This is a genomic window from Spiroplasma eriocheiris, from assembly GCF_001029265.1.
GTDB lineage: Bacteria > Bacillota_I > Bacilli_A > Mycoplasmatales > Mycoplasmataceae > Spiroplasma > Spiroplasma eriocheiris.
Window position 1 is genome coordinate 1,066,971 of the sequence record NZ_CP011856.1, and the last position, 14,160, is coordinate 1,081,130.

The window sequence follows — 14,160 nt, forward strand, 5'->3', positions numbered from 1 at the left end:
TAACAAAATGTTAGTACTTTTCTTAATTAAGTAATGCAATTTTTTGCATTACTGCTTGATAATCATCACTACTAAATAATAACGAGCCAACGACAATCAAATCAATTCCGGTTCTAATTAAGCGCGCAAGATTTTCTCAGCGAACACCACCATCAATTTGAAAAGAAAGATGTGGATATTGGACATGGAAAGTTTTAATATGGGCTAACTTTGCTCATACTGAATCATCAAAAGATTGCCCCGTAAAACCTGGTTTAATACTCATAAAGGTAATTAAATCAATATCCTTTAAAAACGGTTTTATATCATTGATCTCATCTGCTAAGTCAAGAGCAATTCCTACCTTTAAATTATAACTTTTAATTTCCTTAATTAAGGTCACCATTTCTGCTGATGATTTAACACTTTGCAAATGAAAAGTTAAATAATCGCCTGTGGTAAATAATTTGACTTTATTTAATAAATCATTGGCCATCACATGAACATCAATTGTTAAAGTTGGAAACATTGTTTTAATATCGATGAGTTCTTTTGGTCCTAAGGCATAATTTTGGACAAAATGCCCATCCATTACATCAAAATGAATTCAAGTAATCCCCGCCGCCATTAATTTTTTAATCTCTGTTTTTAAATCAGCGGTATTAGCGCAATAAATTGATGGTGTAATCTGATAATTATGTTTCATTATCTTGGAAGAACTCCTGGAGTTTCCCTTTTAATTCATTTTTGTCTAATAAATTATCTAGCACCAATTTATTACCAAATTTAATTGAATCTTTTAAATCATTGCCACAAACAACCGCTAAAATTTTGTTATCATTTGCATCAAAGGAGTTAACATTGGTATGACTAACTTCAATATTTTTAATTTTTAATTCATCAACGACGGACTTGATATTCATTTCAATTAATAAGGAAGATCCTAATCCTTGCCCACAAACAGCAATTAATTTATTTTTTGTTCCCGCAATTAAATTAGGACTAACAGGTAGTTCAAAATTAGTTTGTTCTTTATTATTCTGTGGTTCTTTTAGTTCTAAAGTTTCTAATTGCGGATTTTTATTAATAATTTTTTTAGCCTCATTAATAATTGGGAACACTAGTCATCCAACACAAGCAATCACTGGTAGTAGTCACTGGGCAGTTGAATGACTAACAGCTTGACCAATTGCTGCAAATGGTAAGCCCCATAAGAAATCACTATCTCCTCAAGTTAGCATATTTAAACTACCATCACTATTATGTAAGGTATGCATATAACTTAACCCAAAGAATAAGAACGGAATAAAGGTAATTAACAATCCATTTAGAAATGATCCTAAAATTGCCCCAATAATTCCTCCGCGCGCATTTCCAAAGACACCAGCAGTGGCTCCCACAAAGAAATGTGGCACAATACTAGGAATGATAATCGCCCAGCCAATTTTGCTAGGATCTTGGCCACCAATACTATGGACAATTGCAATGGTAATGACCATTCCAATAATTCCACCCACAAACGAAGAAATGAAACCAATTAGAACAGCATTAGGAGCATAGGGAAAGACCGTAGGACAATCTAATGCTGGTTTAGCATTTGGGACAACTTTATCCGAAATCCCTTTGAAAGAAGGGACAATTTCCGCGATAAACATACGAACCCCAATTAATAATACTTCTACTCCTGCCGCAAAGGTAAAGGCTTGCAGCATTCCTTGCACAAAGACATCATCCCCACTACTAATAATATTTTTAGTAACTAACGCGTCATAGCCTTTCACACCTCACGCGGTGAAATAAATTACTAAGTATAAAACAAACATTGTAATTGCAATAGCAATATTCGTATTTCTTAAAAAACTTAGTCCTTTGGGAAAATTAATATCTTCGGTTGATTTAATTTTTTTCCGACTCAGTTTAGCGACAACTATTCCAATCCAAGCAGCAAATAAATATGATAATGATCCCGTATGACCAACAGCTAGGGTATTAGATTTCGTAATTTTAACAACATGGGAATTTAAAAGTGCTGGCGAAATAATCATCCATAATGACATTAATAACGCTCCAGTTACCACGATAATTGGTAAATCTTCATTAAGATTTAAACCAGCAATATTTAAAACTCCCGCTCACATAACTGACATATAAAATAAAACATGTCCAGTTAAATAAATGTATTTATAAGCAGTAATTCTTGCTAATAAAATATTTAATGCCATTGCACAAATCATAATTAATGATCCGGCTAATACAATATGGGGAATCTGACTTAAAAAAATTCCAGGCATTACATCATTGTTAGAAATTGCCCCATTAATTCCAAATAATAAATTAAAGGCATTTCCTAATTTTCCAACCGCACCAGCTAAAATACCGGCCCCGCCGCCAATAATTAAAAACCCAATGGTCGTTTTAATGGTTGCCGAAATTGTTTCGGTAAATTTTTTGCGTTGCAATAAACAACCCACTAAGGCAAACAAACCAATTAAAATTGCGGGAGTACCAATAAATTGTTTAAAAAAGTTTAACACAAATTCCCCAGTCGTCTGGGTTAACAATAATTCCATTTTTGTTTCCTCCTCTATTTATCATATTTCTTAATAATTTTGACCAGTTCTTTTTGGGAAGAACAATTTTTCAAATCTTGTAAAAATTGTTGATTAGTAAAAAGCGTGGCAACTGCTTGTAACAATCCCATATGACTATCACCATCAACAGCTGCTAAAGCTAAACAAAAATTAACATAGTATTTTGGTTCATCTTTAAAAATTATGGGGTTTTTAAAATAAGTAAAACTAATTCCGGTCTTTAATATGGCCGGATCAACATTAATATGCAGTAGTGCTAACTGCGGAGCAATTACATAATACGGTCCAAGTTCATTAGTAATTTTAATAACTTTCTCTGGAAAGTCTGGAGTAACATAACCATGGTTGATTAATAATTGTGAGCCCAAATGGACTCCTGTTTGCCAATCACTAACCAGCTGGTCAGTATAATTAATTAATTTTTTATCAAATAATTTCATCATCTATCTCGCCTTTCTAATCTATATTGTTCAATATGCTACCTTAATTGTAGTTTGATAAAAAATTGTTTCAATTTTAGGAGGATAATTTGTAAATTTTACCGACTAATGTAAATTTTATGTAAATTTTATAGTAAACTCTTATATTAGAGGGGGAGAGGACAATGATTCCGATTATAATATTAAGTTCTTATGACCTGACTTATTCGGAAGAACATATTGCAAAAGAAATTAACAAAAATCCAAATTATTTTATTAAAAATTCAATTACAACCATTAGTCAAGAACTGGGAGTAGCTACATCAACCATTTCACGGTTAGCAAAAAAACTGGGTTACAAAACTTTTAAGGAATTTAAGTTATTTATTTATGAAAAAAATAAGCAAATTAAAAATAACTTTAGTATTGAAAACGGGGGAAAATTACCAAAGTTAATTCAAAAAATTAAGAATTTTAATATGTATTCAATTTTTGAAACAATTAATAATCTTGATCCCAATGAACTCAATAGTGTAATTCATTGCATTCTTAAATCAAAACGAATCTTTATTTATGGGGTTGGTTCGGGGGGAATGGTGGCTAGTGAAATGAACAATAATCTGCGAAGGCTCGGATTAAATTCTCATACTTCGCAGGATTTTCATGGCCAAATCTTATTTTTAAATTCTTTTAAAGAAAATGAATTATTTATCTTATTTTCAACCTCGGGGTTGACCCGGGAAATTATTGAACTCATTAAAATTGCCCAACATAACAACTGTCAAACTTTATTAATTACAGCACGCCAAGATTTAGGCAAGACACTTCAACCAAACTTTGTGCTATATTATTATGTGCATTATGATGAATCAGCTTATTTTCCGATTATTTCTAGTAAAATATCGCAATTAATTATTAGTGATATCCTTGTTAGTATGTTAATTGAAAAACTACCCGATAAACAACAGGAAATTGAAAATGGTAAACATTTAATTGTTAATTGAAACCAGACCGGTTCTATTTTTTAATTAAACAATTAAATATTTTGCACGAAGGGTTCATTTAAATTCCCCAATTTTATTAGTAAATACAGTTTCCATAACATCACTATAACTAGGAATCGATGTGAATAAATTACTAAAAGTAAGGGTCAATTTTCCGCGGACTAAATACTGAAAAAAATCATCAATATTCTTAATTGTTTTAATATTACTTAAATGAACTGGTTCTAATGCCCCAGGGTTATTATAAACATCACTTAGTCATGTCTTTAAAACATCATCATTTGTACTATTTTGCTTAATCTTTAAGTACTTTTGGGTTTCTAAAATATTAACAAAATAATTATTTAAATCCTTGTTAATTTCTCAATTTCAAAAATCATCACTGTTTAAATTAATCGTCGTGTAATACAAAGTAATGGTTGATGTTTCTCCGGCAAGATTAATTTGTGGAATTGTAACCTGTCCACTACTATAAGTATAATTGGTACTATTTTTTAGCATAGGAAACAGTTGCATAAAACTAGCAATTGATTGCAAAGAAGGTAGTTTATCTTTAGTTGGTGCTAAATAGATCTTAAATAAAACATTACTATTAATATCAAAACTATCGACTTTACTAGAATTATCATATTGGAAATTAATTGTTGGAGATAAGGTATGAAATTCATTTGTGCCATTAAACATTGAAAAAATTGAATCATCCCCGGTAGTATGGTGCGCTAGATAGTCACCTTCCGCAATTTCAGTTAAATGATAACCGGTTAAAAACTGGTTAATATCCGGGGTTAAACTATTATCTTCACTTGGTAAAAAGCTTTGTGTTCCCGGGTGACAACTAACTAAATAAAAACTAGGCGTTGCTACTAATGAAATGGCAGTAATTACTGCTAAAATTTTTTTCATTCTAAATAATCAGTCCTTTTGTTGATGGTGAGATTAATTAATAATCTCGGAAATAACTTAAAAATCAAAATTATTAGGATCAGGTCCTAAGCGTTGTTCTGGGATAGTAAATAAACTATACATATCACTATCATCTAACCAAAAATCATCTAATTGAACATTAGAGATAATCCGTTCTTCATGGCTTGATTTTGGTAATACCACAATTTCTTGTTGAATTGCTCATTTTAAACATACTTGTCCAACATTTTTATTATGTTTTTTAGCAATTTCAACAATAACCGGAACTTCACTAGCTTTTCCTTGCATCATTGTACTTCATGATTCCACCACAATTTGGTGACTACGACAATATGCTAACACTTCACTATTATTTAGTCCCGGGTGAAGTTCAATCTGGTTAACCATTGGTTTTACTTTGCAATGTTGTAATAGTTCTTCTAAATGACTAACTTCAAAGTTACTTACCCCAATTGCTTTTAATTTACCAGCTTGATATTGTTCTTCTAATGCTCGGTAACATTCTAAGCGTTTTGGCGTTGGTCAATGAATTAAGCAAAGATCTAAATAATCAAGTTGTAAGCGTTCTAACATTTCATCAACTTGTTTTAATGCCTTTTCATAATCATGGTCACTATTTCAAATTTTGCTAGTGATAAAAATCTCCGCGCGGGGAATCCCACTATCTTTAATTGCTTTGCCAATGATAACTTCGTTTCCATAATATTGGGCAGTATCTAAGTGACGATAACCATTTTTTAAAGCAGTTAATACTGCATGGTAGGTTTCTTGTTCATCAGTTAATTTGTATGTTCCCAATCCAATAATAGGAATTTGGGTTCCATTATTTAATTTTAATTTTTGTTCTAATACTTTTGGCATGGAGAATACCTCACTTTCTTATCCATTTATATTTTAACTTAAAATAAAAAATAATCACTTTTAAAAGTGATTATTTTTGTGTTAAATGGTAAGTATCTTCACAAATCATAATTTCTTCGTTCGTGCGGATTGCATAAACAGGAACTGTGGCATTTGGACCAGAAATTAAGTTTTCCGAGTCATAGCCTTGTTCATTGTGTTCTTTAACTAAATCAAAGTTAATTAATTTAACTTCATTGGCAACTAAACTTCGCATAACAGCTGAGTTTTCGCCAATTCCCGCTGTAAACACAATTGCATCAGCATTACCACCTAATTCATTTAAATATCCCACAATATACTTGGCAATTCTTTTAGCGCTCATTTTTAAAGCTAGTTTACTACGAGGGTTGCTCTCAGCACTCCCGACCACATCACGTAGATCAGAAGAAACACCAGAAATTCCTAATAATCCTGATTTTTTATTTAAAGTATTGGTAATTGCAACAATATCTTCGCCAGTTTGGCTTGCAATATAACTTGGAATTGACGGGTCAATATCACCACTACGGGTTCCCATAATTAGTCCTTCTAATGGGGTAATTCCCATTGAAGTATTATAACTTTGCCCATTTTTAACAGCACAAATACTTGCCCCATTTCCTAAGTGACAAATAATGGCATTTACTTTATCACTTGGTTTATTTAAAATTGTTTCTAGTCTTTTTGTAATGTAACGATATGAGATTCCATGGAACCCATAGCGACGAACTTGGTGGTTAGTATATCATTCATATGGTCCTGAATATAAATAATTTTCAACCGGCATCGTGGTATGGAATGAAGTATCAAACACTGCCACATTTGGAACACTAGTAATTTTTCGGAAGGCTTCAATTGCCGAAATTGCAGGTGGATTATGCAATGGTGCTAAAATAACCATTTTTTTAATTTCCGCAAAAACTTCATCTGTAATAACCGTTGACTGCGTAAATTTTTCACCTCCATGCACAATTCGGTGCCCAATTCCAGTGATATCAGAAAAATCCTTAATAATTCCGTGTTCTTCTAATTTATTAATTAATACTTTCGCTGTTGCTTCATGGTCTTTTAAATCTTCTTTGGTTTCAAATTCTTGACCATTAAATTTAATTGTAAAAACCCCATCTAAATAAATTCGTTCGGCCAAACCTTTACAAACAACTTCGTAATTATTCTCCCCATTTACTTTATATAATTGAAATTTCATTGAACTACTTCCAGCATTGATCACTAATATCATTTTTTTCTTTTTCCTTTCTTATTTTTGACTGCACACATATGAATAAGCAGTCACTAACACAGTGTTATAAATATCATCCGCAGTTGCTCCCCGTGACAAATCATTCACTGGTTTATCCAACCCAATAATAATTGGTCCAACTGCTTTAAAGCTCCCCATTCGTTGAGCAATTTTATAGCCAATGTTTCCAGCATCTAAGTTAGGAAACACAAAAATATCAGTTCGTGATTTAATTGGTGAAGTTGGTGCTTTTTTCTTTCTAATTTCATCATCCCACGCCGCATCAAATTGAAATTCACCATCAACTAAGCAGTCAATGTTACGACTTCGAATAATTTCATAAGCAGTTAGCACTTTATCAACTGAATCACCAGCTCCTGATCCTTTGGTTGAATAAGATAATAAGGCCATTTTAGGATCTTTAAAATCAAAAATTTGGGATGCTTCATATCCTAAATGCGCAATGTCGGCTAATTCTTCGGCACTTGGATTAATATTTAAAGCACAATCCGTAAAAATATAACGTTCTGCATTACGAACCATTAAAAAAAATGAAGAAACTAAACTCACATTTGCCTTTGGCCGAATAATTTGTAAAGCCGGACGAATAATATCTTTTGTATCATAAGAAATCCCACCAACCATTCCGTCAGCTTTCCCCATTTTTACTCAAATTGTTGCAAAATAATTGCGTTGTTTTACTAATCTAGTTGCTTCCGCAATTGAAGTTTTCCCTTTTCTAATTTCTACTAAGAAGTTTGCTAACTCATCAGTATTTTGTTCTTCAATTACAAGAATTTCAGCACCCTTGTTCATTAAGTTTTGTGGAACTTCATCGCGTCTTTGAAAGACAAGAACCGGTGTAATTTTTGTATTTTGGAACTTTGGTACTACTTCCTGAATCCGCTCGGAAGCTCCTTCAGGAAAAATAATTCGAACATTTTTTTCATATTTTTCAATGTTCTGCATTATTAACTCTAGCACATTCATTTCTCTACCTCTTTTCTGTATTTTTACAATAATAATTATATTACTAAATGAATATATTCCGTTAAATTTATTAACATTTTTAAAAAATTATATTTGGTGCTATGATAATTTTAGAAAAGAGGTAATAAAAATGTCACAAAACAAACCATTAATTGCGATTACAGGGGCATCAGCTGGGATTGGAAAAGCTTGTGCCCAGTTATTTAATAAATTAGGCTTTCCGTTATTATTAATGGCACGCAGAGTTGAATTATTAGAAGAATTAAAATTAACAAATACAATTTGTGCCAAAGTTGATGTTTGTAACTACGAAGAAATTAAGGAAGCAATTGAACTCGCAGAAAAGAAATATGGACCAGTGGACTTATTAATTAATAATGCCGGGATTATGCCCCTTGATAAATTAGTGAGCTTAGATTTATTAACCCAACACCAAATGGTTGATATTAATCTCAAAGGAGTTTTAAACGTAATCCATGCCGTGTTAAAAGAAATGCTAACAAGAAAACATGGAACAATTATTAATGTTTCTTCGGTAGCTGGCCGCTACACATCGGAAACAAGAAGCGTTTACAATGCTACAAAGTTTGGAGTACATGCTTTAAGTGAAAGTTTACGGAAAGAAACTGCTGGGCATAATGTGCGGATTATTATCTTTGCACCCGGAATTGTTAATACTGAATTATTAAAATCAGTTAAAAACCCCTCAATTCTTGAAGAATATCAAAAAGTTAAAGATACTATTAACCAAGGACTAACGAGTGCCGAAACTGCCGATTTAATTGCTTATGCTTATAACTTGCCCCAACATATTTGTTTAAAAGAAATTTTAGTTTCCCATACTGACCAAAAAATATAAAAAGATTTAAATAAGTTCTACTTAATTTGTAGTAACTTATTTAAATCAATTTTTTTGTCCAGGAATGGTCAACACGAACAGCACTTCCAATATGAATGGCATCACAATGTTTATTAATAGTCTGATAATTATCCAAATTAACACCACTCCCCCCTTGAATTTCTACCCCATGATGACGGATTTGATCAAAAACTGCTAAGTTATCCATAATTTTTGTCAATCCCCCCTGGGTTAAAACAGTGCTAATATTTAACTGGTGTAATTCGTGAATTGCTTTTTGCTTATCAATAATTTCGTCAAAAGCCCGGTGAAAAGTTACTTTTAGCGGTTTTGCTAGTGCAACTAATTCTTGCAAGCGGGGTATATCCACTTCTTTATTCGGAGTAATAATTCCGACCACAATTCCATCAGCTTTTGTCGTTTTAATATATTCAATATCTTTTTTAATTTGTTCAAATTCTTCAGGATGGTAGTAAAAATCAACATCCTGGTGGCGTGTAATTACGCGAATCGGAATTGTACTTATCGCGCAGCTTTCTTTAATAACATCATAATTGGGAGTATAGCCCCCATGTTCTAAATCTGTACATAATTCAATTCGACTCACATTTTGTGCTTGGTTAATAACTTTAACATCTTCAACACTCGTTGCAATAACTTCTAAAAACATTTATTTATCCTCCGTGGTAATTAATTTAATCCGGTTCATAATTCCGTTGATTTTATCTTGGTAACTACCTAACTTAATATTTAACAAAATTACATTATTAGGTTTAAGCAAAGTGGCATATTGTTGGTATTGATTAGCAAAAACAGTAATACTAATTGCTCCGCTTTCATCATAACAATCAACAAAGGCCATTTTTTTATTATTCTTATCAAAAATCTCTTTTACCCGCTTAATAATTACTAAAATATTGGTTGTTCCTTGTGATAATTTTAAATCACTAATCAAAGTAGTTTTTTGTTCATATCCTTCTAAAGTCCGAATATATTTTAGCGGGTGATTAGATAAGTAAAAACCTAAAAACTCATATTCTTTTTTAATATTATTAATAATATCATCTTCAAAAATAACAATTTCTGGTTTTTCAGCAAGATGAAGATCAACTATTAATTGCTCATTATTTTCTGAAACTTTAATAACTTCAACATAATTGGCCAGTAAATTATAATTATTAAATAATGTCGTACGGTTAAAATTAAGATTATCTAATGCTCCGGCATAACATAATGCTTCATAGGTTTTTTTATTTAACCCTTTTTTATATAACCGAATAAAAATATCATATAAATCTTGAAACTCCCCATGTGCGTGGTATTCTTGGGCAATTTTATTATAAAATGCATAGCCAATTTGTTTAATTACTAATAATGGTAAACAAATTTGATTATCTCTGGTCACATATGTACTTAGGGGTAAATTAATTGAAGGAGGTAGAATCCCTAAATTATTTTTTCTTGCTAATTGGATATAATCGGCTGTTTTATTTTCATCCCCAATCACATTTGTTAATAAACTAGCTAAAAATTGGGATGGATAATTGGCTTTTAAATAAGCCATCTGATAGCCCAAGAGTGAATAAGCAACCGCGTGACTACGGTTAAAACCATAAGCCGCAAATTTATAAATTAAATTTCAAATATCATTGGCAATTTCGGGAGTATAATGATTTTTTACCGCATTATTAAGAAACTCTGTTTTTAATTCATTCATATAACTTGATTCTTTTTTTCCCATGGCGCGGCGTAAAATATCCGCTTTGGCTAGTGAGAAATTAGCAACTTTTTGGGCAATTAACATTACTTGCTCTTGGTAAACAATAATCCCATATGTCGGAGCTAAGATATCTTTTAATCGTTCATCAAGATAAGAAAATTTTACATGGTAATTTTTACGTTGAATATACAAGGGAATATTGTCTTGGGGTCCAGGACGATATAACGAAGAGGTGGCGACAATATCTTCTAACTTATCTGGTTGCATTTCAATTAAAACCTTGGTCATCCCGGGTGACTCTAACTGAAAAATTCCCTTGGTATCTCCCGAGGATAATAATTTAAAAGTTTTGGTATCATTCAAGGGAATTTTCTGCAGGTTAATTTTTACCTTTATTTCTTGATAAATATTATCAATAACATTATGCAAAATGGTTAAATTCCGCAATCCTAATAAGTCCATTTTTAATAACCCTAATTCTTCTAAATAATTCATTGAGTATTGGGTTTGATAAATGCCATTATAGCCTTCCCGAATAGGCACCACAGTTGCTAATGGCTTTTGCGATAGTACTACTCCAGCGGCGTGAGTTCCAGTTTGACGAGGTAAGCCCACAATTTTCGGGAGATATAAAAAGATCTGGGGATATTTTTTACTATAAAAATCTAACACATTGTTATTGGTAAAAGCATTCGTAAAATTATAATTATCCTCTAAGCGAACAGCCTTACTCATTTTATCGGCTTCTTCTAAACTAATACCAAACACCCGGCAAACATCCCGTAAGGCCATTTTCATCCCAATTGTTTGAAAGGTGACAATATGGGCAATATGTTCCTGACCATATTTTTCAAATAAATACTCCACCACTGCTTCACGTTTATCATCTTGAAAGTCAATATCAATATCGGGCATTCCTTGGCGCTCGGGGTTTAAAAAACGCTCAAAAATTAAATTTTCTTGCACCGGATCAATTGTGGTAATATCCAACAAATAACTAACTAAACTTCCAGCCGCGCTTCCCCGCCCAGGGCCAACATAAATATTATTCTTTTTTGCAAAATTAACATAGTCCCACACAATTAAAAAATAATCATTAAAATCCATTTGGTCAATAATATCTAATTCATATTTTAAACGAACTAAATATTTATTTTCAACTTGGGTTCCTAATTTATATTCCATTCCCTTTTTACAAATTCCCCGTAAGAAATCACGACTAGCAACATTCTCCGGAGTTGGATACTTTAATAAATTATCATGAATATTTTGATGTTTTAAATCATAAAATTGAATATTACTAATAAAAGCATTAATATTATCTAAATATTGTTCATATTCCGGACTATAATTATCAAAAGCAAAGGTATCTTTAACTGTGCTTTCTTTAAATAAAATTTGTTTTTTAATTGCATTAATAATTTTATAAGCATTAAAATCTGTTTTATCAAAATAAAGAACTTTGTTATTTCAAATAATTTTATTAACCGGAACTAATTCTTTAAAAAAAGATAATAACATTAAATTGTTATTATTAAGACCTAAATATAAATTATCGGAGTTATTAAGCGATGTTAATAGTTTTTGGTAAAAAACAACATCATAATTAGCTTCTTCAAAATTAATAATAATTTTTAAATTATCATTAATAAGTGTTATCAAAGCTGAAAAATCAATAACATTTTCTTTTTCATTAGTGGTCATAATTCAGGATGAAATTTTAACAAGGTTAAAATAGCCCGTTTGGTTAATCGCAAACAAGTTTAAATTATATTTTTGATTATTAAAATAAGTATAAAAGTTTAAACCAAGCACGGGCGTAATGTTGCGCGTACGGCATTTTTCATGAAACTCATAAACACCATACATATTATTATCACAAATTGCTAAAACTGATAAACCATTTGTCTGTCCGTAGGCTAGATAATTATCAATAGCAATTAACGATGATAATAAACTATAATTTGTCCGAACATTTAAATGCATTTTACCCATGATGATTTTCCTTTCTACAATTTAATTACAATAATGATAATCATAATCACAACTAAAATTGCTAAAATTGCAAACATTAAATATTTAAAAATTTGAGGTTTCTTTTTGGTATTAACTGATTTTAATAACTCCTCTTCAAGATCAATGACATTATCATCATAAAAATTTGTTTTTCCCATATCAACAACTTTAATATCTTCATCTTTTAAGTCTTTAATAATTGAAAATTCTTCATCAATCATCATTGTTTCTTCTAATAAATTAGTTTTTGTTTCGTCGGGAATTTTATTTTTATTACGAGCTAATAATTTTAAATTAGCTGTCCGCTCCTTATTTTTTTGTTCTTTTTTTGGAAATTTAACTTTTTTCATAATTTTCACCATCACTACCAATTGTGTATGTAACAATACTTTTCTCTATTATAACATTAAGAATGTCTTCTCACATTAAATCTTTTTCTTGCTCTTCAGCAATAGTTAATTTTGGCTTGGTAATAGGGTTTTTTGGTACAAACAAACTACAACAATCTTCAAAAGGCAAAATTGAGGTTTCATAAGTATCAATATCTTTGGCGATCTTAATAATTTCATTTTTATCAAAGCAAATTACTGGCCGTAAAACAGATAAGTCTGAAACAGCGTTGATGGTATTAATACTTTCAATTGTTTGCGAAGCAACTTGTCCTAATGATTCACCAGTAATAATTGCTTGGCAATGATATTGGCGTGCTAAAATATTAGCGATTCGATAAAACATGCGGCGCATAATCGTAATGCGGTAACTAGGTTCCGGAATATGCATTAACTCATGTTGTAACATTGAAAAATTAACAACATGCAAGCGTTGGGTTTGATTATTGGCGTAGGGCGTTAATTTTTGAACAAGAGTTTTTACTTTTACAAGAGCTTCTTCGGAAGTATGGGGTGGAGTTGCAAAATGTAAATACTCAACACTCATTCCCCGTTTCATTGTTAAAAAAGCCGCGACAGGAGAATCAATTCCTCCTGAAAGCATTACTAGACCTTTCCCAGAAATTCCAACTGGTAAGCCCCCGAGCGCTGTAATTCGATTAATAAAGACATAACTAAAATATTTACGGACTTCAATATCAATTTGCATTTCGGGATGGTGGACATCCACTTTAACTACCGTATTTTTCAAAATCATTGGTGCTAACATTTGTTTTAATTCAGTTGAAGTTACTTGATAAGTTTTATCATTCCGACGAACTTCTAATTTAAACGTTTGTGGTTGGTAATAATTAATAAAAGCAATTGCTTGTTCAGCCATATCAATTGGTTGACGACTTACTTTTTTGGCTAATGACATTGAAGAAAAACCAAAAATTTTTTGTAAAATAGCAACAATGGCGCCACTAGAACTGGGATTTAATAGTTCAATAAATAAACGATCAAATTCTTTTTTAATTAAAAAGTCTTCTTTAAATTGGTGTAGTTTTTTCTTTACATTATTTACTAATAAATTAGTAAAATTGGTACGGTTTTTTCCTTTAGTTGTTAATTCTCCATAACGGATTAATATGACATCAAAATTCAT

Annotated in this window: 13 protein-coding genes; 2 read left to right on the plus strand and 11 right to left on the minus strand. The window is 31.3% G+C overall.

Annotation, left to right across the window (positions count from 1 at the left end; all coding sequences use genetic code 4):
• Nucleotides 1-22: 22 nt before the first annotated feature.
• Genes SERIO_RS04855 through SERIO_RS04865 form a run of 3 tightly spaced genes read right to left on the minus strand, consistent with a single transcriptional unit; the run spans nucleotide 23 to nucleotide 3,013 of the window.
• Nucleotides 23-685, minus strand: coding sequence for a ribulose-phosphate 3-epimerase (locus tag SERIO_RS04855; protein ID WP_047791731.1), 663 nt, complete (start codon nucleotides 683-685; stop codon nucleotides 23-25).
• Nucleotides 675-2,549 (minus strand): PTS ascorbate transporter subunit IIC, encoded by a 1,875-nt coding sequence (gene ulaA, locus SERIO_RS04860; protein WP_047791732.1) that lies wholly within the window; start codon nucleotides 2,547-2,549, stop codon nucleotides 675-677. Before ulaA ends, SERIO_RS04855 begins: the two co-directional genes overlap by 11 nt.
• 14 nt (nucleotides 2,550-2,563) lie before the next feature.
• Nucleotides 2,564-3,013, minus strand: coding sequence for a PTS sugar transporter subunit IIA (locus tag SERIO_RS04865; protein ID WP_236682140.1), 450 nt, complete (start codon nucleotides 3,011-3,013; stop codon nucleotides 2,564-2,566).
• Nucleotides 3,014-3,174: 161 nt separating this feature from the next.
• Here SERIO_RS04865 and SERIO_RS04870 point away from each other — a divergent pair, with 161 nt between their 5' ends.
• Nucleotides 3,175-4,017, plus strand: a complete 843-nt coding sequence (locus tag SERIO_RS04870) for a MurR/RpiR family transcriptional regulator (RefSeq protein WP_047791733.1) — start codon at nucleotides 3,175-3,177, stop codon at nucleotides 4,015-4,017.
• On the opposite strand, the gene SERIO_RS04875 is transcribed toward SERIO_RS04870, so the two are convergent.
• From SERIO_RS04875 to pta, 4 genes are all read right to left on the minus strand, one after another.
• Nucleotides 4,018-4,896: a lipoprotein gene (locus SERIO_RS04875; protein WP_047791734.1), complete on the minus strand. Its 879-nt coding sequence runs from the start codon at nucleotides 4,894-4,896 to the stop codon at nucleotides 4,018-4,020.
• 57 nt (nucleotides 4,897-4,953) lie between these two features.
• The gene (locus SERIO_RS04880; protein ID WP_047791735.1) at nucleotides 4,954-5,778 is read right to left on the minus strand and encodes an aldo/keto reductase; all 825 of its coding nucleotides are present in this window, start codon (nucleotides 5,776-5,778) and stop codon (nucleotides 4,954-4,956) included.
• A gap of 70 nt (nucleotides 5,779-5,848) precedes the next feature.
• Nucleotides 5,849-7,039: an acetate kinase gene (locus tag SERIO_RS04885; protein ID WP_047791736.1), complete on the minus strand. Its 1,191-nt coding sequence runs from the start codon at nucleotides 7,037-7,039 to the stop codon at nucleotides 5,849-5,851.
• A gap of 18 nt (nucleotides 7,040-7,057) precedes the next feature.
• Nucleotides 7,058-8,029, minus strand: a complete 972-nt coding sequence (gene pta, locus SERIO_RS04890) for a phosphate acetyltransferase (RefSeq protein WP_047791737.1) — start codon at nucleotides 8,027-8,029, stop codon at nucleotides 7,058-7,060.
• A 130-nt stretch (nucleotides 8,030-8,159) separates the two neighbouring features.
• Between pta and SERIO_RS04895 the strand changes: the two genes are divergently transcribed.
• Nucleotides 8,160-8,888 carry an SDR family oxidoreductase gene (locus tag SERIO_RS04895; protein WP_047791738.1) on the plus strand — a complete coding sequence of 243 codons (729 nt, stop codon included), beginning with the start codon at nucleotides 8,160-8,162 and terminating at the stop codon, nucleotides 8,886-8,888.
• A 40-nt stretch (nucleotides 8,889-8,928) separates the two neighbouring features.
• On the opposite strand, the gene SERIO_RS04900 is transcribed toward SERIO_RS04895, so the two are convergent.
• Genes SERIO_RS04900 through thiI form a run of 4 tightly spaced genes read right to left on the minus strand, consistent with a single transcriptional unit; the run spans nucleotide 8,929 to nucleotide 14,160 of the window.
• Nucleotides 8,929-9,558 (minus strand): copper homeostasis protein CutC, encoded by a 630-nt coding sequence (locus SERIO_RS04900; protein ID WP_047791739.1) that lies wholly within the window; start codon nucleotides 9,556-9,558, stop codon nucleotides 8,929-8,931.
• A complete protein-coding gene (locus SERIO_RS04905; RefSeq protein WP_047791740.1) occupies nucleotides 9,559-12,603 on the minus strand; it encodes a DNA polymerase III subunit alpha in 3,045 nt (1,014 codons plus the stop codon).
• A gap of 14 nt (nucleotides 12,604-12,617) precedes the next feature.
• Complete coding sequence (locus SERIO_RS04910; protein WP_047791741.1) at nucleotides 12,618-12,974, minus strand: hypothetical protein; 357 nt, start codon at nucleotides 12,972-12,974, stop codon at nucleotides 12,618-12,620.
• Nucleotides 12,961-14,160, minus strand: coding sequence for a tRNA uracil 4-sulfurtransferase ThiI (gene thiI, locus SERIO_RS04915; protein WP_047791742.1), 1,200 nt, complete (start codon nucleotides 14,158-14,160; stop codon nucleotides 12,961-12,963). The genes SERIO_RS04910 and thiI overlap by 14 nt, the downstream gene beginning before the upstream one ends.